The 19421-nt window shown below is 68.0% G+C and carries 12 protein-coding genes and 2 pseudogenes; 5 read left to right on the forward strand and 9 right to left on the reverse strand.

Annotated features, from left to right (window positions below):
- Positions 1-395 precede the first annotated feature (395 nt).
- The gene (locus tag ACIBG6_RS06830) at positions 396-827 is read left to right on the forward strand and encodes a DUF4097 family beta strand repeat-containing protein (RefSeq protein WP_399221499.1); all 432 of its coding nucleotides are present in this window, start codon (positions 396-398) and stop codon (positions 825-827) included.
- A 402-nt stretch (positions 828-1229) separates the two neighbouring features.
- Here ACIBG6_RS06830 and ACIBG6_RS06835 read toward each other — a convergent pair whose 3' ends face one another.
- Both ACIBG6_RS06835 and ACIBG6_RS06840 read right to left on the reverse strand, forming a co-directional pair.
- A complete protein-coding gene (locus ACIBG6_RS06835; protein WP_399221500.1) occupies positions 1230-2765 on the reverse strand; it encodes an FG-GAP-like repeat-containing protein in 1536 nt (511 codons plus the stop codon).
- A gap of 263 nt (positions 2766-3028) precedes the next feature.
- On the reverse strand, positions 3029-3520 hold the full coding sequence (locus ACIBG6_RS06840) for a hypothetical protein (RefSeq protein ID WP_399221501.1): 492 nt from the start codon (positions 3518-3520) through the stop codon (positions 3029-3031).
- Between the two features lie 692 nt (positions 3521-4212).
- Here ACIBG6_RS06840 and ACIBG6_RS06845 point away from each other — a divergent pair.
- Positions 4213-7761: an ALF repeat-containing protein gene (locus ACIBG6_RS06845; RefSeq protein WP_399221502.1), complete on the forward strand. Its 3549-nt coding sequence runs from the start codon at positions 4213-4215 to the stop codon at positions 7759-7761.
- Positions 7762-7871: 110 nt separating this feature from the next.
- A complete protein-coding gene (locus ACIBG6_RS06850; protein WP_399221503.1) occupies positions 7872-8411 on the forward strand; it encodes a hypothetical protein in 540 nt (179 codons plus the stop codon).
- A 21-nt stretch (positions 8412-8432) separates the two neighbouring features.
- Here the strand turns inward: ACIBG6_RS06850 and ACIBG6_RS06855 are convergent.
- The 4 genes and pseudogenes from ACIBG6_RS06855 to ACIBG6_RS06870 all read right to left on the reverse strand — a co-directional run.
- Positions 8433-9074: pseudogene (locus tag ACIBG6_RS06855) on the reverse strand (transposase family protein); the annotation flags it as partial.
- A gap of 670 nt (positions 9075-9744) precedes the next feature.
- Positions 9745-11175: pseudogene (locus tag ACIBG6_RS06860) on the reverse strand (cellulose binding domain-containing protein).
- Between the two features lie 209 nt (positions 11176-11384).
- On the reverse strand, positions 11385-12212 hold the full coding sequence (locus ACIBG6_RS06865) for a PhzF family phenazine biosynthesis protein (protein WP_399221504.1): 828 nt from the start codon (positions 12210-12212) through the stop codon (positions 11385-11387).
- 217 nt (positions 12213-12429) lie between these two features.
- Positions 12430-13131 (reverse strand): MgtC/SapB family protein, encoded by a 702-nt coding sequence (locus tag ACIBG6_RS06870; protein WP_399221505.1) that lies wholly within the window; start codon positions 13129-13131, stop codon positions 12430-12432.
- A 442-nt stretch (positions 13132-13573) separates the two neighbouring features.
- Here ACIBG6_RS06870 and ACIBG6_RS06875 point away from each other — a divergent pair, with 442 nt between their 5' ends.
- Complete coding sequence (locus ACIBG6_RS06875; protein WP_399221506.1) at positions 13574-14704, forward strand: GDSL-type esterase/lipase family protein; 1131 nt, start codon at positions 13574-13576, stop codon at positions 14702-14704.
- Positions 14701-15534 (forward strand): alpha/beta hydrolase fold domain-containing protein, encoded by an 834-nt coding sequence (locus ACIBG6_RS06880; protein WP_399221507.1) that lies wholly within the window; start codon positions 14701-14703, stop codon positions 15532-15534. The genes ACIBG6_RS06875 and ACIBG6_RS06880 overlap by 4 nt, the downstream gene beginning before the upstream one ends.
- Positions 15535-15611: 77 nt before the next feature.
- Here the strand turns inward: ACIBG6_RS06880 and ACIBG6_RS06885 are convergent, their stop codons facing one another.
- Genes ACIBG6_RS06885 through ACIBG6_RS06895 form a run of 3 tightly spaced genes read right to left on the reverse strand, consistent with a single transcriptional unit; the run spans position 15612 to position 19415 of the window.
- The gene (locus ACIBG6_RS06885; RefSeq protein WP_399221508.1) at positions 15612-17786 is read right to left on the reverse strand and encodes a family 1 glycosylhydrolase; all 2175 of its coding nucleotides are present in this window, start codon (positions 17784-17786) and stop codon (positions 15612-15614) included.
- Between the two features lie 10 nt (positions 17787-17796).
- Positions 17797-18594, reverse strand: coding sequence for an ABC transporter ATP-binding protein (locus ACIBG6_RS06890; protein WP_399221509.1), 798 nt, complete (start codon positions 18592-18594; stop codon positions 17797-17799).
- Positions 18591-19415: an ABC transporter ATP-binding protein gene (locus tag ACIBG6_RS06895; RefSeq protein WP_399221510.1), complete on the reverse strand. Its 825-nt coding sequence runs from the start codon at positions 19413-19415 to the stop codon at positions 18591-18593. The genes ACIBG6_RS06890 and ACIBG6_RS06895 overlap by 4 nt, the downstream gene beginning before the upstream one ends.
- Positions 19416-19421 lie beyond the last annotated feature (6 nt).

Raw genomic sequence — 19421 nt, forward strand, 5'->3', positions numbered from 1 at the left:
TGAACCAACCACCACCATGAACGGCATGCGTCACCCGCATGTCCAGAACTATGAAGGAATGAATCAATGGGAATTAGGCCTCACGCTGTGCTCGTCCTCGGGGGTATCGCGATCCTCACTTTCGCAGCCACGGGATGCAGTCCGGACGGTGCCCCGGCGAACACAGTCGTGGAATCGAAAATGTTTGATTTCAGTGGGGACAGCCTGACCGTGAAGTCCGACTCCGCCGACCTGGAACTCGTAGCCGCCGATGTCAAGGGCGTTCGGGTGACGCGGCAGGTCAGCGGTACGAAAGTTGGCGGCGAAATAGAATCCGGATGGAAGCTCGAAGGGGGCGTTCTCACGCTCTCGCTGGACTGCACGGCCTCTCCGTCAACTGCGGCGCGAAGTACACCGTGAAGGTACCGCGCGACGTCGCGATCACTGCCGAGAACGACAAGGGTCTTGTTGAAGCCACGGGCTTCACCGCAGACTTCTCGGCCAAAGCCGGCGACATGCGGTTGTCGGACCTCAGCGGGCCCCATCTGGATCTGGAAGGCCGCGATGGAACCATCGAAGGCGACAGGATCTCCGCAAGGTCGGTCACCGTCGCCTCACGGAACGGCGACAACGAGCTGAACTTCGTCTCCGCACCTGACCTCGTCGATGTGCGAAGCCAGGACGGCGACGTTCGGCTCGGCCTGCCGGAGGCGACGTACGCAGTCGACACGGCCGCCAAGAAGGGCGACATCACCATGGATGTCACGAAAGACGACACAAGTGACCATGCCGTGAGGATTCACACCCGTAACGGAGACATCGTCATCGGCAAGGGGGAGGCGCCTTGATGGCTGTACCGCAAATGCTCCCTGGGTCGGCGCCAGTGGGGCGTGCGACGTTACAGGACATGATCGTCTCGCTGGGTGCCCTGCTGCCCACCGCAGCCGGGCCACCTACTGAAGTACGGTCGCCGTGCGGGACTGCGCCGAGATTCGAGCACCTGATCGAATAAGTGGAGCAGCTCGCGCACCGGGCCGCGTGGATGCGGCAGGAGAGCTGGCGCGGGGCGAGCCCCTTGCTGGCTCTGGTTCCCGGTGCGGAGTGCAGCCCTTTGCCGGACTGGGCCCGGTCGATGGGAGTTGGTTGGGTGAGGTCTGCCCACTGGGGCTTGTAGTCGTGGTGGAGCGGGCGTGCCGTGACGGTGGTGTTTCGTCGTGGCACGCCCGCTCTCTTGGCTTTGGGGCTGGAGGTTAGGCGATGTGCTTGACGGACGCCCAGGTGCCGCCGCCCCAGGCGATGGTGCTGGGGCTGATGTTGCCCTGGCCGTTGCCCTTGTAGAGGTGGAGGTCGCCGTCGGGCCAGACGGTCATGAGGTCGGCGGCGCCGTCGGCGCTGTAGTCGTCGCCGGCCATGAGCTTGGTCCCGGACCAGGTGTTGCCACCCCAGGCGGGAAGTTGGGTGTTGAAGTTGCCGTCGCCCTTGTTCTTGTAGAAGTGGAGGGTTCCGTCGGTCCAAATGGCCATGATGTCGGCGAAGCCGTCACGGTCGAAGTCGCCGCCGATGAACTGGGGGATGCCTCCCCAGAGACTGCCGACGTTGCCGCCGACCGCGGCGGGAACGCCCTGGGTGATGTTGCCGTTGCCGTCGCCCTTGTAGAGGTGCAGGGTTCCGTCGGCCCAGACGGCGAGGATGTCGGTGCGACCGTCGCCGTTGAAGTCGCCGGTGGTCATCTGCTGGACGCTCGACCAGGTGGTGCCGCCCCACATGGGGGGATTCCAGCCGCCGATGTTGCCCGCGGTGTCGGTCTTGTACATGCGCAGGGTTCCGTCGGGCCAGACAGCCAGCACATCGGCGCGGCCGTCGTTGGTGAAGTCGCCCTTGAGGAGATGCTTGGTACCCGACCAGCCGTCCTCACCCCATTGCTGGACCCGCTGGCCGCTCAGGCCGTCCATGCTGCCGGTGTAGCGGTGGAGGGTTCCGTCGCCCCAGATGGACACGAGATCGGCGATCCGGTCGCCGGTCATGTCGCCCTGCGCCTGGAAAGCGGTGTTGGTAATCCAGGTGCGCAGGTCGTCGACCCGGGTGTCGACGGCGTTGGTGCGGACCTCGGCCGGGTCGGTGCCCAGGCACCCGCCCTGCCACGAGCGGGAGTTCACCGAGACGAGTTCCGGGGTGCCGTTGACCATGCGTACGGCGGGTCCGCCGGCATCGCCCTGGCACACGGTCGCGGTGTCGGAGCCGTTGAGGTTCACCGCCGCGTCCGTGGCCGAGGCGACGGTGAAGGTGCCGGTGTGAAGCTTGTTGGGGACCCACTCGGTCTTGGTCCGGCCGAATCCGGCCTTCGTCAGCTCCTCGCCGGCGGCGGCGGGGGCGGCGGCGATCCGGACGGGTGCGACAGTCGCACCCGGGATCTTCGTGCCGAGTCTGACCATGACCAGGTCGCGATCGACGTGAGGGACGAGGTGGACAGCCTGCTGGACACTGCCACCGGTCTGGGTCAGGTCAGTACGTCCGACGGTGACGGTTGTGCCGACGGAGGGCTTACCAGCGGTGGGTATGCCGGCGGCGGTGAAGCAGCTGGCCGCGGTGAGCACCCACTGAGGGGCTACGAGGACGCCGGTGCAGGCAGTCTTGTCGCCAACGTTGATCTTCGCGACGAATTTGAACTGCGTGGAGGCGTCGGCACCGGTGAGGGCACTGGCCGGTGCTGTCGTGAGCAGCGTGGCGAGAGCGGCGGTCATGGCGCTGGTGGTGGTCCACATGAGGCGTGAACGCTTTGTGGTCATGAGTGTTTCCTTGGAGATGGGAGATGACGCGATGTCCAGGGCCTCGTGGGGTGGCGCGGATGACGCGAGTGGGGCAGCTCGGTACACGTGATCCGGGTCCGGACGGTGTAACGAGGTGCCAATGTGGCCTGTTTCGACGCTCGTCCGGTGATGGGGAGCCCGAAGGTGACCGGTCGTCTTGCAGACCCTTGAATGTGTGGGTCCTGTGCCGCGGCTGGCGCGGTTGCCTGCTGTTACAGGCGGACGAGGGGTGCTGGGCCTGATCAGCCGGTGATACGGATCTCCAAGAGAACGGTCGGGGGCTTCTGCAGGCCTTCTCCCACCCCCTGGATGACGTTCTTCGGGACGTTGACCGTCTGGCTCTCGCCTTCAGCGGTCAGCTCCGCGCGCACCATGCGGTCCTTGGTCTGGATCGCGTAGACGTCTGCCAGCTCGAGGGTGAGGTACCCCGTCGGACCGGTGGTGTCGAAGCAAAACTCTTCCTGGCCCACCCGGCTCATGACCTTGATCTGGTGGACGCTCGAACTGTCGCACTCTGCCAGGGTGACGCGCCCGTCACCTCTCTTGAGAGTAATCCCCTTTGTGGCCAGGATCTGGGCCGCGCCGGGGTAGGAGAAGTCCTCCACAGCGAGAGGCGGCTCTTGCTGATCGCTAGGTGCGGTAGCCGAGGAAGTCGCCGCGACTGCGGCGCCTCCTGCGAGTAGCGCGCCGGCCGTGATGCTGGCGAGCGTAAGTGTGCGGACGCGTGGAATCACCGGGGGTTCCTTCGATATAGGGGCCTTACGAATTCCGCACGCGCGTGTTCGGTACCCAGGGGGAGGGTATGCCGAAAGTGCGGTGCGGAGTGAAGGAGAACACGGCTGGTGGTATTTCTGTAAAGGTCCGGCCTGGAGTTTCCCTCGTCGATGATCTTCTCACGCGCCTCGCGGCAGTTGCGGGCGGAGTGCTCCTCGCGTGAATCATCACCCCTCCCGAAATGATCACTATATCAAGGCTTTAATGGGCTTCGGCTGTACCGTGCGGCTTCGCCTGGGCGGGCAAATCGCGTCTTTCCCTCAATTCTGGCAACTTGAGGCGCCGACGGGGGTGATTCGCGTTCACCCGCCCTGTTCGCGCCGGGTGTTGAGTGGTTCGCGTCACACCTGGCGAGATGGGCCGAGCTCCCCCTCATGGCGTCCCTCAGCCCTTGAACGCCGCCCCCTGATCCGGCACTTGCGAATCCGGCGTATCCTCATCCGACTGAACTGAAGGCCGGTCAGAACTGGCCATAGTGAATGGTTGGCGTTCCTTGATGTGGAAACGTGTATCCCAGAGCAGTGGGATACGTAGAGGTTTGGGTGCCGCTCGGAGCGGCACCACTGATTTTTCTTTCCAGGGCCTTTGTCTGGCTCTGCTCCTTTCCCTTCTCGTCGGGCTGCTGGGTGTTCCGGCGGCCATCGCGGCGCCGATGACAGTGGTCGATCCCGGCGATACGCAGGGCGGTGATGAGCACGTTCCCGCGACGCCTCGGGGAGAGGTGCTGAAGGCATGGAAAACGGGCGGACCCGGCGTCAAAGCAGCCGCGGAAGCGGCGCTGCTGGGTTCCGACGAGCAGGTGCGTTCGTTCCTCGACAGTGAGCTGGCCAAGGCCGCGCGCTCGGACGACCGAGTCGCCACCATCCAGGTCTTCTCCGCCGGAGGCAGGGGCGTCCGCGAGGCCGCAGAGCGGGCTCTGGCGGGAACCCCTGCGGACCTGGACACCTTCCTGAAGACCGGATGGCAGGCGCCCTTGGCGCAGGATCAGCGGGTCCGAGCCGTCCAGATCATCAGTGCTGGCGGTCCGCAGATGAAGGAAGCTGGCCAGGTTGCTCTGAACGGCACCGCCGACGACGTGCAGCGGTTCATCGTCGAGGGCCAGTACGACGCCCGGCGCAGCGATGAGCGCGTGCAGGTGGTCCAGATTCTCAGCACCGGCGGGACCGCCACGCGGGAGGCCGCCCAAGTCGCCCTCGACGGCACGCCGGAAGACGTGAGCGAGTTTCTGGAGGTGGGCCAGCACATCGCGCGGTCCCGGGACCAGGAACAGGCGACGATCGAGGAGCTGGTCGCCCAGGTCCAGGAGGCCGGACGGCAGGCCAAGGTGGAGACCGAGGCTGCCACGGAGGCGTCCGCCCGCGCTGTCGCGGCGACGCAGCTGGCCAAGGAAGCGGCCCAGAAGGCAGCGGCCGAGACCGCTGAGGCCAAGGACGACGTCACCATTGCGTCCAACGCCGCCGGGCGGGCGGCGGACGCCGCCAGCGGGGCCGCCAAGGCTGCTCAGGAGGCGATTGGGGCCGCGAGCGCGGCCAACACTTCCGCGCGTATTGCAGCCAACGCCGCATCCCAGGCGGCCTCTGCGGCGGCCGCAGCCGCTCAAGCGGCGACCCGGGCCCGCAACGCCGCCGCTGCCGCCGCCGCTGACGCGACCAAGGCAGCCGACGCTCGTAAGGCGGCGGAAGGCGCGTACGCTGCCGCGGCAGGAGCCGAGAAGGCAGCCCAGGCAGCCGACCACGCAGCGACCGCTGCTGATGAGGCCGGCCTGGCCGCCCAGGCGGCCGCGAGCGCTGGCACCAACGCGGGCGCCGCCGCGGACGCGGCCCAGTCGGCGAGCAACCACGCCGGTGTGTCCTCTGCCCAGGCGCAGCGCGCCCGGGAAGCCGCCGCCGACGCGCGGCGCCATGCCGCCGAGGCCACGCGCGCCGCGAATCGCGCCGTCGAACTGGCGGACAAGGCGGGCAAGGCCGCCCGCGAGGCCCGGGACGCGGCGAGCTCGGCAGCTGTCCACGCTCGCAACTCGGCCAAGGCCGCGGAGGAGGCGGCCGCGCATGCAGGTGACGCGGCCCTGGCTGCTGTTGAGTCCACCAAGCACGCGGCCGAAGCCAAGAAGGCAGCCGACGTGGCGACCGCAGCTGTCACTACGGCAGGCAACACCTATTCGCTGGCACGCCAGGTGGAGGCCGAAGAGCTGGCCGACCGCAAGTACTTCGAGGTGGAGGAGGCCGCCACTCTCAAGGAGGCCTACACCGAGAACAAGGAACGCGAGCAGAAGGCGGGCGAGGAAGCCCGTGCGGCCAACGAGGAGGCGCTGCGGCTGGCGGGTGAAGTGACCGCCCCAGGCGCGGATGTGGCGACGGTCGCGGCCAAGGCCCGCAAGGTGGCTCTTCACGTGCTGAAGACCCGCGGCCCCTGGAGCGCCATCACCGCGGAAACGGCCGTCTCGGGTTCAGACGAGCAGGTCGTCGAGTACATCAGGACCGGCTGGAAGGAGGCCACCGCGCGTGACGAGTACGCGCGGACCGTGAACCTGGCGTGGGACTCCGAGTACGAAGCGGTGCGTACGGCTGCGACGAACGCTCTACAGGGCGACACGGCCCAGATTGCTTCGTTCATCGCGATGGGGCAGCACGAGGCCGCTCGCAGCGACTACCGCATCCGGATCGTCCAACTCATGGAGAACGCTGGCCCGGGAGTCACGAAGGCGGGCCAGGAGGCGCTCGACTCCGGTTCCACCGATCGGTTCCGGGAGTTCGTCCAGACCCGCTACTACGCGGCCCGGAACACGGACCAGCGAGTCCGCGCCGTGCAGCTGTACAGCTTCGGAGGACCTGAGCTCAAGGCTGCCGCCGAAGCGGCTCTGGCGGGCCCGCCAGAGGCCCTGCTGAAGTTCGTCCAGGTCGATCAGTACCGCGCGGCGCGCAAGGACAAGCTGTCCGTCACGCACGTGTCCCGCATGCAGGGGCTGATCGCGGGAGCCGCCCGGGTGGCAGCGAAGGCGCAAGAGGACGCGTCCCTGGCGGCCAAGATCGCGGCCGATGCCCGCAAGGCTGCCACCGAGGCGGCCGGCCACGCGCAGGACGCTCAGGACTCGGCACTGCAGGCGGAGGAGTACCGCAAGCAGGCCGATGCGCATGCGGACGCGGCCGAGCAGTCGGCGGCCGAGGCAGCCGCTTCCGCCCGGGCCGCCCAAGCCGCGGAAGCCGATGCCAAGAAGGCCTCGCGCAAGGCCGACCTCTCCGCTGATCGTGCCGCGATTTCCGCCGCGGCCGCAGCGGCTTCGGCGAGCGACGCCTGGGCATCGGCAGACGCCGCCTACGCGTCGTCGGTTGCCGCTGGCCAGGACGCGGCGGCCGCGAGCGAGGCAGCCACCGAAGCGGGCAACGTGGCCTTCCGTAAGCTTCAGGAAGAGATCCGCGCGCACTTCCTGAACCTCGAGGCGCAGGCCGAAGAGCGGGCGCTGAAGAACGAGGACGAGGAGTTCGAGGCCTACCTCGCCGAGCTCGAGGAGGTCGACTGGGGCAAGGTCCTTTCCGAGGGCGGCCACTTCACGCTCGATGTCCTAGGCCTGATCCCGGGGCTCGGCGAAGCTGCCGACGGCGCCAACTGCGCCTGGTACTTGGGCGAGGACAAGAAGCTCGACGCCGGTCTGTCCTGCGCTGGAATGGTGCCCTTCGCAGGATGGGGCGCCGCCGGCGTCAAATTCGGCAAGTGGGGCATGAAGGCCGACGGCTTCTTCAGCAAGCTGTTCGGTAAGACCCCGTCCTTCCCGATGTGCGCGCCCCAGATGTCGCTTTCGAGTGTGATGGCGACGCAGGCGATCAGCTGCCCCATCGGATTCTCAAACCTGGGCAACGACATCTTCGCGTCGCCTTCGGGGCTGATCTACATGCGCGAGAGCGCCACGAAGCATCGCATCGACCACATCATGGACCACACGGTGCCCATCGACGGCAAGCCCCTGCACAGCATCTTCAAGGTGAAGGACCAGGACGAACTGCTGAAGATGATCGACGACGCCTGGAAGAGGGGCGGTGAGAACGTCCCGACCAACAACAAGAACAAGGTCACCCGCATCGACTACGACGACGCGATCGGTGAGGCCGGCGAGAAGTTCCTCTGCATCGTCACCAGGGTGGTCAAGAGGAAGGACAGGGTGATCTCCGCCTACCCGTCCGCCTCGCCCGACTGCCCGCGCAACTGACGGACCGGGCGGCAGGCTGCCACCCTGCCCCTGACCCCATGAAGACGGTGGGCCCGGCGATCAGCCGGGCCCACCGGTCCACCCCCGCACACCACTGAGGATCCGACCGCATGCTGCCCACCGACGAGATCCGGGCGCTCCTGAGGGAGTACGACGACCCGGAACACCTCGAACGCCCGAAGAACTTCGACCCGGTCGCCGCGGGGAAGCGTTTCGCCCCGCTCGTGCGCGCCCTTGAGACGCGGTTCGGCCCCGCTTGCTCAAGCGGTCTCACCCAGGACTGCAGCCACTATGGCGGCGTCACGGTCCCCGCGGAGGTCACCGGCCTCGAACGGCCCATGTGGGTGCTCCTGAGCAACTTCGGCGGCTTCGTCACGGCCGGTACGGGCGGCGAGGGCATGCCCGGCTCCGAGCAGGGCCTCACGGAGGAGTTCCTGACCTGGCTCGACGGCGTCTGCACCGAGACGGGCTGCGTTTTCGTCCCTATCGAGTTGCTCCTAGAGCCGTACGACGGCAGGTCCGTTCTAGAGCAGATGTACGCGGAGCCGCTACTCGCGGCCCTGGCGGCCGAGCAGGGCTGGGACGACGACGAGGACGACGACGAAGACCTGCCCCCGGTCTGGTTCGACCGCTACTTCCAGTACATGTGACGTGGCGGCCAGGCAGTCATCCTTCTGATGAGATGTCCCTTTCTCATCGGCACGCGCATTGAGGGTCTTCTCGGTGGGTGTGAGTTCCTGGAGTGGCTTGCGTTTGATGCCGGTCGTCAGCCACGGTCCTGCGCCTTGGTAGGCGAGATCGGCCAGGATGGGAACGCCTTGGCGCTCGCAGATCCGGATGATCCGGTGGGTGCGGGCGGCGGTCAGGTCGTGTGTGCGGCCCGGCAGGGCGGGCGAGAGCCACAGCAGTCGGCCGTAGGGGTCGGTGACGACCTGCACGTTCACGCCGTGGCGCCGGTGTTTGTGGGAGTAGTCGGCCCGGCCGTCGCCGACCCGGTCGCACTCGGCGAGGGTGCCGTCGAGCAGGATGAAGTCGGGATCGTGCTCGCGCAGCGTCTTGAGCAGGCCCGGTGCTCGTTCGGCGAGCAGGTCGACGACTGCGCGGGTGTAGGCGTGGGCGGTGGACTCGCTGATCCCGAACCCGGCGGCGATCTTCGCCAGAGTGGTGTGCTCTCGCAGGTACACCAGTGTAACCATCGCCCGCTGAGACGGACGGAGCTTGCAGCGCCGGTCGCCCTCACGAGTGACAACCAGCATGGTGACCCACTCCACGAGCGCATGCGGTAGGTCAAGTGCGGCCGGATGGATGACCAACGAGGCCCCCGAGCAACGTGATCGAGACGTCAGACATCTCGATCAACAGCTCGGGGGCCTCGTTCGTTGCGCTTCACGGCCCATCACCCGATCGGTGGCCAACTCGAAGAAGCTCATTCATGTCCATGAGCGGATCAGCCGACCTTGTCGGCGTCGCCGGCCTGGGTCCGGCCCCATTCGGTCCGGTCCACGACAGCGCAACAGACTGGGAGGCCCCCGAGCTCGCTCTCGACACCGCCTCTCCCCCCGATGGACTTGGGCCCGATGCCGTGCAGCAGGCAGCCGAGCACCAGGAACGCGCGCGGCGGCGGGGCATGACGGCCGACGAACTCCAGGCGCGCTGTCGCGTCCGATGGATCCCGGACTGACCGACGAGGCGGAACGGCATGACCAGCGAATCTTGGGCTTCAGGCCGTCCGATCCGGCGCCACCGCTGCCAGCTTCACGATGGGTCTCAAACGCGGCGGCCACGTGCGCATACGACCAAGGGCGGCCGGTTTCCAGCGCCTTGCCGACGCGAAAGACGGTGGGGACGTCGTAGGGTGGCCGACGATCTGGAGCCCGGCGGGAACGCCCACCTGGACGTTCCGGAGGGTACGTCGAGGACGGGCCAGCGGTTGTTGATGTTGAACGGAAGGGGCATGGCGGCCACAAGATGTCGGCGACCGGCTCAGGAGCCGGGAACGGAGTCCTTGAAGACCGTTCCGGACGCGCGGAAGCCGGCGACCTTCGCCGCCACCTGGGCCGGGGTGAGGACCTCGTCCTTCACGTGGAGCAGGTAGTCGACCTGCTCCTCGTAGGCGCGGGGGGTCGTGGAGGTCTGGCCGCCGAGGTCGATCAGCCACTGGTTGACGTGGATCGACATGGGTCGCTCGGGGAGGTAGCGGGTGTCGTGGCGGGCGAACTCCTTGCCGTCGAGGTGGTAGACGAGCGCCGTGTCGTCGATGGTCAGGACGAGGTCGTGCCAGCCCGCCTGGCTCGCGCGGGCCTCCGTGTGCTGGTTGACCGCCTCCCAGGGGTCGGGGCGGAAGGTCTCCCAGGAGGTGGTGTAGAGGACGTTCACCGTCTCGCCCCAGCCGCCGTTGGGGAGGTACTCGAAGTCGTACTCGGCGTAGTCGTCCGCCATCGGTGCGGTCAGGTCGTTGATGGTGAAGAAGCTCTGGACCAGGTGGTCGCCGTCCGGTCCGCTGGTCGGGGTGTCCGCGAAGCGCACGCGGGCGCGTAGGTGCCGTTCCTGAACTTCCGTGCAGCAGTGTGCACTTCGGTCTGTCGCGTCGACGCGCCGGTGCCCGCGGTCGACGTGCGCAGCGTCATGACGGATTTCGTGTCCTCCTTGGCGAAGGTCACGTTCCCGGGCGCCCAGGTCGCCGCGCCGACGCCGGGGCCGTCACCGCCGGAGCGGATGGTCCAGCCGTGCGCGGTGACCGCCGGATCGGTGTGGCCGGTGTAGTCGAAGTCGTCGAAGAGGACACCCTGTCGAGCCGGAGGAGTTGTCGGACTTGTGGGGGCGGGCCGGTCGGCGTCGGCGTTGACTCGTTGCCGCCCGGGGCGGTGCCCCAGACCTGGACTCCGCCGATGGTGGCGGTGACCTTCGTCCAGTCCCCGTACGAGGTCCGCGCGGGCCCGAAGGAGTAGTCGTCGGACTGGTCGAGAGGCTGCCAGTCGGAGCGGTGGAAGCGCAGCTGCACGTCCCCGGTGTCGGCGCCCGGTTCCAGGGAGCCGGCTCCTGCGGTGAACCCGCCTTCCAGGTACCGGTCCGCCGCGGCGGTGGGGTTGGCCGGCGTGCCGAACGCCCCCGTCAGATGCGTGCAGCCCTTGACGGCCCAGTCGCAGGTGTAGCTGTACGAGGCGCTGGGTCGGCCTTGAAGTAGTAGCGCAGCTTGACCTGGCGCAACGGGCAGTTCGTCGTCCCGGTGTTGACCACGGTGAACCAGGGCGCCGCCTGGTCGCTGCCCGCGCCGCCGTGCCGGTACCGGACAGCGACGCTCTCCTCGGCGGCGGCGGCCGGGAGCGCGGTCAGCGCGGTGGCGCCGAGACCGATCACGGCGGTGGCGGCGGCCGTATGCCCGACTTCCGACATGCGTCGAGGAGAAATTGGCATAGACCAATACTCACGTCAACCCCCAACGCGGCGCCCCGTTGGGAGAGTCGTGGCCTCGGTGGAGCGGGGTACGGCGACCTCGGTTCCGTAGGGCCGCGGGCCGCTCTGTTCCAGGGGCGACAGGCGGGTGAGTGAGTCCCATCCTGTCTTCGCTCACTGACGTCGGGCTCCCGCGCCCCACGGGCAGCCGACGCCGTGGAATCGATCAGTCAGACATGCAGGGTCCCGTCAAGCACGGTGACCGCGTGCCCGGTGAGATGAACGCGGTCACCGTGCACGGAGGTCCTGACCAGCCCGGTGCGCGCGGACACCTGCAGACCGGTGAGCTCGTCACGGTCGAGTCGCGTCGACCAGTAGGGGGCCAGTGCCGTGTGCGCGCTGCCCGTCACCGGATCCTCGAGGATGCCCTCGGCGGGCGAGAAGAAGCGGGAGACGAAGTCGTACTCCAGGCCAGGACCGGGCGCCGGGGCCGTGATGATGACGCCGCGCAGGCCCTCACGGCGGGTCATGTCGGCCATCACCTCAAGGTCGGGGGTCACGCCCCGGACAGTGGCCTCGTCGGGCAGGACGGTCAACAGGTCGCCGAGCGCCCCCGTGCGGAAGGCTGCCTCCGGCCTCACCCCCAGGGCCTCCGACAGGCCTTCCGGCAACGGGCTTTCCGTGCCGGGCGCGGCCGGGAAGTCCAGGGTGATGCGGCCGTCCTCGTGCGCGTGTGCGGTGAGGATGCCGCTGAACCGGCTGCGGAAACGCAGCACGCCGACAACCCCACGCTCCCGCCGTAGCGTGTGCGCCGTGGCCAAAGTGGCATGGCCGCACAGATTGGTCTCGACGAGTGGGGCGAACCAACGGATCTCCCAGTCGGCGTCCTCGCCTGCGGGGAGCGGCCGTGCGAAGGCGGTCTCCGAGTAATTCATTTCGGCAGCGACCCGCTGCATCCAGGCATCCTCGGGCCAGTCTCCGGTGTCGAGCAGGCATACCCCCGCGGGGTTACCGGCGAACGGTCGGTCAGTGAAGGCGTCTACGACATGGATACGCATGCCGCGACCGTATCGAAGCCAATCGCAAGGACACGAAGTCCAATTTGATGAAAGTGGCCTCATGTCTCATCCGGGGCAGTCATCCGCGCACCGCTCTGTGCCGCCGGCCTCCGCCGTCCGACTGAGGCCGGTAGCACCCGAAGGTCATCGGGTCAGATTGCGATGTGACTGGAGTGTCATGACTTCCTGGAGCGCGGCGCTGTGCGGCACCTCTGCCTCAGTCGTCCTCGGCGAGGGTTCGCACCGAGGTGACACCGCGCATGCCGATGACGCGTTCCAACAGCGGCTCGATGGGTTGCCCGCGGCCGACCACACGGATTCGCACCTCGACCCTCGGTTTGCCGTCTGCCTTGGTGACGTCGCGCGAGCTCTCCAGGTGCGCTTCATAACCCGAGGCCGCCGCTTGTTCGAGCAACCCCCGCAGGATGCCGCGGCCGCCCCGGTAGACCACGGCCACGATCCCCTCGTCATCGTGAGCGAGTGAGACTCGTCGCCCCCAGACGGTGAGGACCGTCATCGCCAGCAGGTCCAGCAGCGTCGCGAAGATCGCGACAGTCGGCATCCCCGCCCCGCACGCCATTCCCACCGCCGCGCTGATCCAGATCGAGGCCGCTGTCGTCAAACCGCTGACCGACCCTCGCTTGACGAAGATCACCCCGCCGCCGAGGAATCCAATGCCGGAGACGATCTGTGCGGCGATGCGGGACGGGTCGAGACGCCCGTCGGCGTTCAACGCTTGATCGAAGCCGTAGGCGGACACGATGGTGAAGAGCGCTGACCCCATGCCGACGAGCGCGTGCGTACGCAAACCGGCGCTCTTCTGACGCCGCTGCCGTTCGTATCCGATGATCGTGCACAACACGAAAGCGAGCGCGAGCGTCGCCAGTTGGGTCGAGAGCGTCGTTGAGTACCACTGCATTCAGCTCAACTCCTGCCCGCAGAAAGCCATGTCGCCCCGTCTGTGGGCATCGCCCTGAAGGCTGCTGCCGCCGTTTCGGCAATGTCGACGAGTGTGGTCCTGAAGAGAACGCCGGATGGATCCCACTGCTCAAGGTTCCCTTCGATCATGGCTGTTCCGGGCCCGGAAGTGGAGGAAGGGGCTCAGTCAGCGGGTCTGCTGCCCCATCGGCACCGCTGTCGCCGGACGAGGACCGCGACTCCCCCTTGCGCTCAGTGAACGCGATCTGAACACTAGTGGCACTAGTGCCATGTTTGATAGCCGGATCGCTACACTGACGAACGGAGCACCAGGTGAAGACGGCCCTCGCGACACCGGTACAGCCGGCGCATCGAGCCGACAGCGGTTCGCCACTCGGACTGGTCAAAGCCGCCGGGAGAGACGAGCTCGAAGGACGGACAACGTGAGCGTGATCGCGTCTGGGCACGAGTGGGGCCAGTTCGTGAGCGGAGCGGCGAGCCTCGAGGAGGAGCCGGGTGGTGTGACGGTGCACCGGCTCCCCGCCTGGGCCCGCGCTCAGGTCGATGACCCACTCTTCTCGTTCGCCGAGGCCTGCCCGGTCGGTGTGACCGTACGGTTCGAGACCGATGCCCGCTTCGTCACCCTTACCCTGTCGTCGACGACCATCGCGCCAACGGGAGCCGATCGAGCACCCGTCACGCTCATCGCGCGTCAGGCGGGAAGCGAGACGAAGGTTCCGCTCTCCGCGCCCAGCGTGATATTCCTCGGCCCTGAGAATCGGGTGGTCGGCGTCAGTCGGCAGTACCCGGAGACGGTCACGGTGCCCACGGCCGGTCAAGGGCCGGTGGAGATCCTGTTGCCCCATAACGCCCAGGTGAGACTCGTGTCCCTGGAGGGTGCGGGGCGTCTGGTCCCGTCGCCGGCGAGTGGCACCCGGTGGACGCACTACGGCAGTTCCATCAGCCAGGGGATGAACGCGGTGTCCGCCGCGCGAACGTGGCCAGTGGCCGCGGCGTCCCGTCTCGGCTGGAACCTGCGCAACCTCTCGTTCGCCGGCAACGCTCAGCTCGACGGCTTCGCGGCACGGATCATCCGGGACACCCCGGCCGACGTGATCACCCTCAAGGTCGGCATCAATCTGGTCAACGCCGACAGCATGCGTGAACGCACCTTCCGCCCGGCCGTGCACGCGTTCCTCGACACCATCCGGGAAGGGCATCCGAGCACGTTGATCGCGATGATCTCGGCTGTGGCCTGCCCGATCCATGAGAGTGCTCCGGGACCCGTCACGAAGGACTCGGAGGGGCGAGCAAGAGCGGCATCGCGTGCCGTGGGTCCGGACACCGGGGCGCTTTCCCTCAGGCGGACCAGAGAGATTCTGGCGGACGTCGTCAACGGCCGTGCGGACGAGCGCCTGATGCTCATCGACGGACGGGAACTGTTCGGGGACGAAGATGTCGCGATGCTCTACGACGGGCTGCATCCCGATCAAGACGGTCTCGATCAGATCGCGCGACGTTTCATCGAGCTCGGGAAGTACTGGAACGTGGAGCGGAGCGGGGAGACCTCATGACCGACCTCGTCCTCGACGGCCCCAACGGCCCGCTGACGGTGCGCGTGTACGCGTCGGAGGCGGCTGCGGGGCCCGGACTCGTCTGGGCCCACGGTGGCGGGTTCGCCGGCGGGGACCTCGACATGCCCGAAGCCGACTGGGTGGCACGGCAGTTCGCCGAGCGGCGCATCACCGTCGTCTCCGTCGACTACAGCCTCGCCCCCGTCCCGCAACACTGGGCAGCCCGAACAGGTAGTACGCCACGCGACGGCGTGCACTATCCGGTCGCTTCCGACGAAGTCGAGTTCGCCTTCCGATGGGCTGCGGCGTCCGAGCTGTCGACCGGCCCGTGGTCCCTCGGTGGAGCCAGCGCCGGCGGCAACTTGGCCGCGGGCGCCGCGATGCGTCTGGTGCACACCGGAGGGCCCGTTCCCGCGCTCGCCGTACTCGCCTACCCGACGCTCCACGCCGTGCAGCCGGCACCGGGCCCCGCGCTCCGAGCGCTGTTGGACGCGCATCCTGAGGCCGACACGTTCGGTCCCGAGACCGTTCGCGCCATGTACGAGAACTATCTCGGGACGCCGATCGACGCCGCTGAGGTGTACGCGATTCCAGGCACGGCCCCTCCGGAGCAACTCGCGGGATTCCCGCCCACCGTCATGTTCCCCGCCGACGTGGACGAGCTGCGGATCTCAGGGGAGGGTTTTGCCGGAGCACTCCACGCCGCGGGGGTGAAGTGCTCCGTCGTCACGGAGCCGGACACCCGGCACGGCTACCTCAATCGCCCTGACGAACCTGCCGCGCTCGCCACCGTCGAACGTTGCGCGGCGAGGATCCTCGCGACGCCCTGACCTACTGGCTCGTTCGGCGTGCCGGCCGCCGATGAGATCCCCCGCCGGCCAGACGAGGGATCTCATCGGGAACCGAGTCAGGCGAGGAGCTTCTCCCGTACCCGCTGGAGCTCGACCGGCTCGAGTCCGTTCGCGAGCAGATACGCCGCGACGGTTCCGTGGTCGTGGCGGATGTTCGCGAGAACGCCCTCGATGTAGTCGGCGGGTGACGACAGCATCTCCTCGATCACGGAGTCCGGCATCCTCGCGCCTTCGGGCCCGTCGCCGTAGAAAATGCCGGAGACCTCGGCCAGGAATCCATCGCCCAGCCGTTCGGAAGACTCCGCGTAGGTCCGCACTATGTCGTCGTCGCGTACGCCGAGCGCGGCGAGCAGCACCGCGATGAACACTCCCGTGCGGTCCTTTCCTGCTGTGCAGTGCGCGAGAACCGCGCCCTCGGACGTCGCGATTTCTCGTATTCCCCTCACGAGCGCGGCGCCCCGCTCTCTCACGATCTCCAGGTAGATGTCCTTCAGCGAGTACGAGCCCCGAACGTCACCCGCCGCGCCCACAGCCGCTCCGGCGTCCGCGTTGCGCGGCGTGTGCAGCGGGAGGTGCACGACCCGCGCCGTGCCGACCTCATCCGGTGCTCGACGTACCTCGTCCTCACCGCGAAGGTCGAGGAGCGTCGTGATGTCGAGGGCAGCGATTGCCGTCCGTCCCTCGTCGCCGAGCCGGTGCAATCCCGCGCTGCGGAAGACGACCCCGTCCCTCACGATCCGCCCGTCGACGGTGCGCAGCCCGCCGAGTCCGCGCGCGTTGCGGACTCGGGGCAGGTCGATCCCGGTGTGGTCACCGGTGAGTGGTTCGACGGGAACGGAGGGCACCGTACCGGTGCGCACAGCCTCGGCCAGCCACGCGAACGATGCCTTGGGCGTGCGCACCAGGGTCTCGGGGTCGACGTGGACGAGCCCGAACCGCTGGGAGAACCCGGCCATCCACTGGAAATTGTCGAAGCTCGTCCACACGTGGTGGCCCCGGACCCGTGCTCCGTCGGCGATGGCTTCGCTCAGCTCCGTGAGCGCCCACCCGAGGTAGCGGATCCGAGTGTCGTCCTGCACGAAGCCTGCGGCGTCCGCCGTCTCCGGATATCCGACGCCGTTCTCGGTGATGACCATGTCGGGGTGGTCCGGGTAGGTCTCGGCAACCCAGTCGAGGGCGTGGCGCAGCCCGCCGGGCGTGAGCTGGCGGTGCGCCCCGCCCCAGGGCAGCCCCGGGGTGGGGACCACGGCGAATCCGAGTCCGGCCGTAGCAGGTGCGAGACCGGCGAACATCGCTCCCCGCGCCGGTAGATCGGCGAGGTGCGCGGTCGCCCGCTCGGGGGAGGCGGCGCTGTAACGCGAGTACCAGTTCACGCCCAGGACGTCGATCGGCTGGGCGATGATCTCCTCGTCGCCTTCACGGATGATGTCGCCGAGTGTCGCGACCATCTCGGGCAGGTGACCCCGGCCCAGCATGGGGTCGAGGAACAGGCGGCCTTCGAAGTGCTCGGCACGCTCCGCGGCCTGGACGTCGTCCGGGTGGGAGGTCGCCGGTGCCACGCCGCTGAGGCTGAGGATCGTGCCGATCTCGCCCTGGACACCAGCTGCGCGCAGCGCCTGGATCGAACGGCCGTGACCGAGCAGCAGGTGGTGAACCGTGGCCAACCCGGCGGAACCTTCCTTCCTTGCCGGGGGAAGGAAGCCTGCGACGTAGCCGCCCAGAGACGGGTGGCTGGGCTCGTTCATCGTGAACCACTGGCTCACCCGGTCCCCGAGACGTCCAGCCACAACCGTGGCGAGGTCGGCGAGCCGGTCTGCGAAGTCGCGGTCCATCATGCCGCCCAGGTCCTCCAGCCACTGCGGGGTGTCCCAGTGGTAGAGGTTCAGAGCAGGCGCGATGCCTCGTGCGAGCAGTCCGTCGACCATGCGCTCGTAGTAGTCGAGGCCCGCTTGGTTGACCGTGCCCTTGGCGTCGGTCACGATCCGGGGCCATGACACCGAGAAGCGGTGGGCGCCGGCGCCGAGGCGCTGGAGCAGGTCGAGGTCCTGGTCGAGGCGGTGGTACTGGTCGATGGCGACGTCGCCGTTCGTACCGTCCGGGGTCTTCAACCAGGTCTGGCTGGCGGTGTCCCACACGGACGGAGCCTTGCCGTCCGCGTCCCATGCGCCCTCCACCTGGTAGGCGGCGGCTGCAGTACCCCAGACGAATCCTTCAGGGAAGGTGCGGTTCATTTGTTCTCTTTCATGCGGCCGGCTCAGAAGCCGGAGGGTTCTGGGAAGGATTCGTCGCCGTTGAATCGGCCAACTTGGGCAAGCGGGGTGCCGCTTCGAGGAGTTGGCGGGTGTACGCGTGCTGAGGATCGGCGATGACACGCTCGGTCTCGCCGCTCTCCACGATCCGGCCTTCGCTGAGCACGGACACGGAGTCGGCGATCATCCGCACGACGGCGAGGTCGTGGGAGATGAAGAGCATGCTCAGTCCGGCCTCTTCACGGAGATCCGCGAGGAGGTTCAGCACTCTCGCCTGCACGGATACGTCCAGCGACGAGACGGGTTCGTCGCAGAGCAGCAGGGCGGGCTCGGCGACGAGCGCCCGCGCGATGGCGACCCGCTGGGCCTGCCCACCCGAGAGCGTGGTCGGCCGCGCGTCGGCGAAGCGCAGGGGGTCGAGCCCGACTCTGTCGAGCAACTCCCGGGCGCGTTCGCGGCGTTGGCGTTTTGTTCCGATGCCTCGGATTGTGAGCGGTTCGGCAACGATGTCGATGGTCGCCCGATGCGGGGCCAGGGAGGAGATCGGGTCCTGAAAGACCATCTGCACGGGGTGCTTGGGGTCACCACCCGCCCCGACGATGTCGACGGATCCTGAGCGTGGTGTCTGCAGTCCGAGAATCGTTCGGGCAAGGGTCGACTTCCCGGAGCCGGACTCGCCCACCAGGCCGACACATCCACGGGCGGGCACCGTCAGGCTTACGCCGTCCAACACGATCCGGTCGCCGTATCCGACGACGAGATCCCGGATGCTCAACACGTCGGCGGTCATGACAGTGCTCCTTCTGCGGACGTTCGCAGTCTGCGCGGCCGGGGACCGTCCAGCCGCGGGATGCTCTCCAGAAGGCCCCTCGTGTACGGGTGCGTCGGGGACGAGAGCAGTGTCGCCGTGGACCCTGCCTCCACGATGCAGCCCGCGCGCATGACGATGATCTCGTCGCAGCGCTCGGCGGCGACCCCCAGGTCGTGTGTCACCAACAGGAGACTGGCGCCGGTGCGGGCGCGCATCTGGTCCATGAGGTCGAGGACCCGCTTCTGGACGGTGACGTCCAGAGCTGTGGTCGGCTCATCGCCGATGAGGAGGGCGGGCTCGGTGAGTGTCGCCGCGGAGATGCCGATGCGCTGGCGCTGTCCGCCGGACAACTCGTGCGGGTAGCGCCGGGCTTCGGTCTCCGGACTGCGGAATCCCACCTCACGCATGAGCTCGACGGCACGCGCGGCTCTTCCCTTCCGCCCCGGTCCGCCGCCGGCGAACGCCAGTGCCTCGGTGAGCTGGGTTCCGACCCGGTACGTCGGGTTGAGCGAGCGCAGCGGGTCCTGGTGGATCATCCCCACGCTGTGCGCGAGGACCCGCCGGTGAGCCCGGCCACGTACGGCCAGCATGTCGTTGCCGTCCAGGAGCACGCGCCCGCTGACGTTCATGGTGATGCCGGGTGGATGGACTCCGAGGATGGAGCGGATGAGCATGGACTTCCCTGCGCCCGATTCGCCGACGATCGCGAGCGACCCGCCGGCGGGGAGCGACAGGCTCACCCCGTCCACGACGGTCTGCTCGACTCCGCGACGGGCGACGACAGTCGTGAGATGTTCCACGTGAAG

Origin of the sequence: Streptomyces sp. NPDC050842 (genome assembly GCF_044456565.1) — a bacterium.
Taxonomy (GTDB): Bacteria; Actinomycetota; Actinomycetes; order Streptomycetales; family Streptomycetaceae; genus Streptomyces.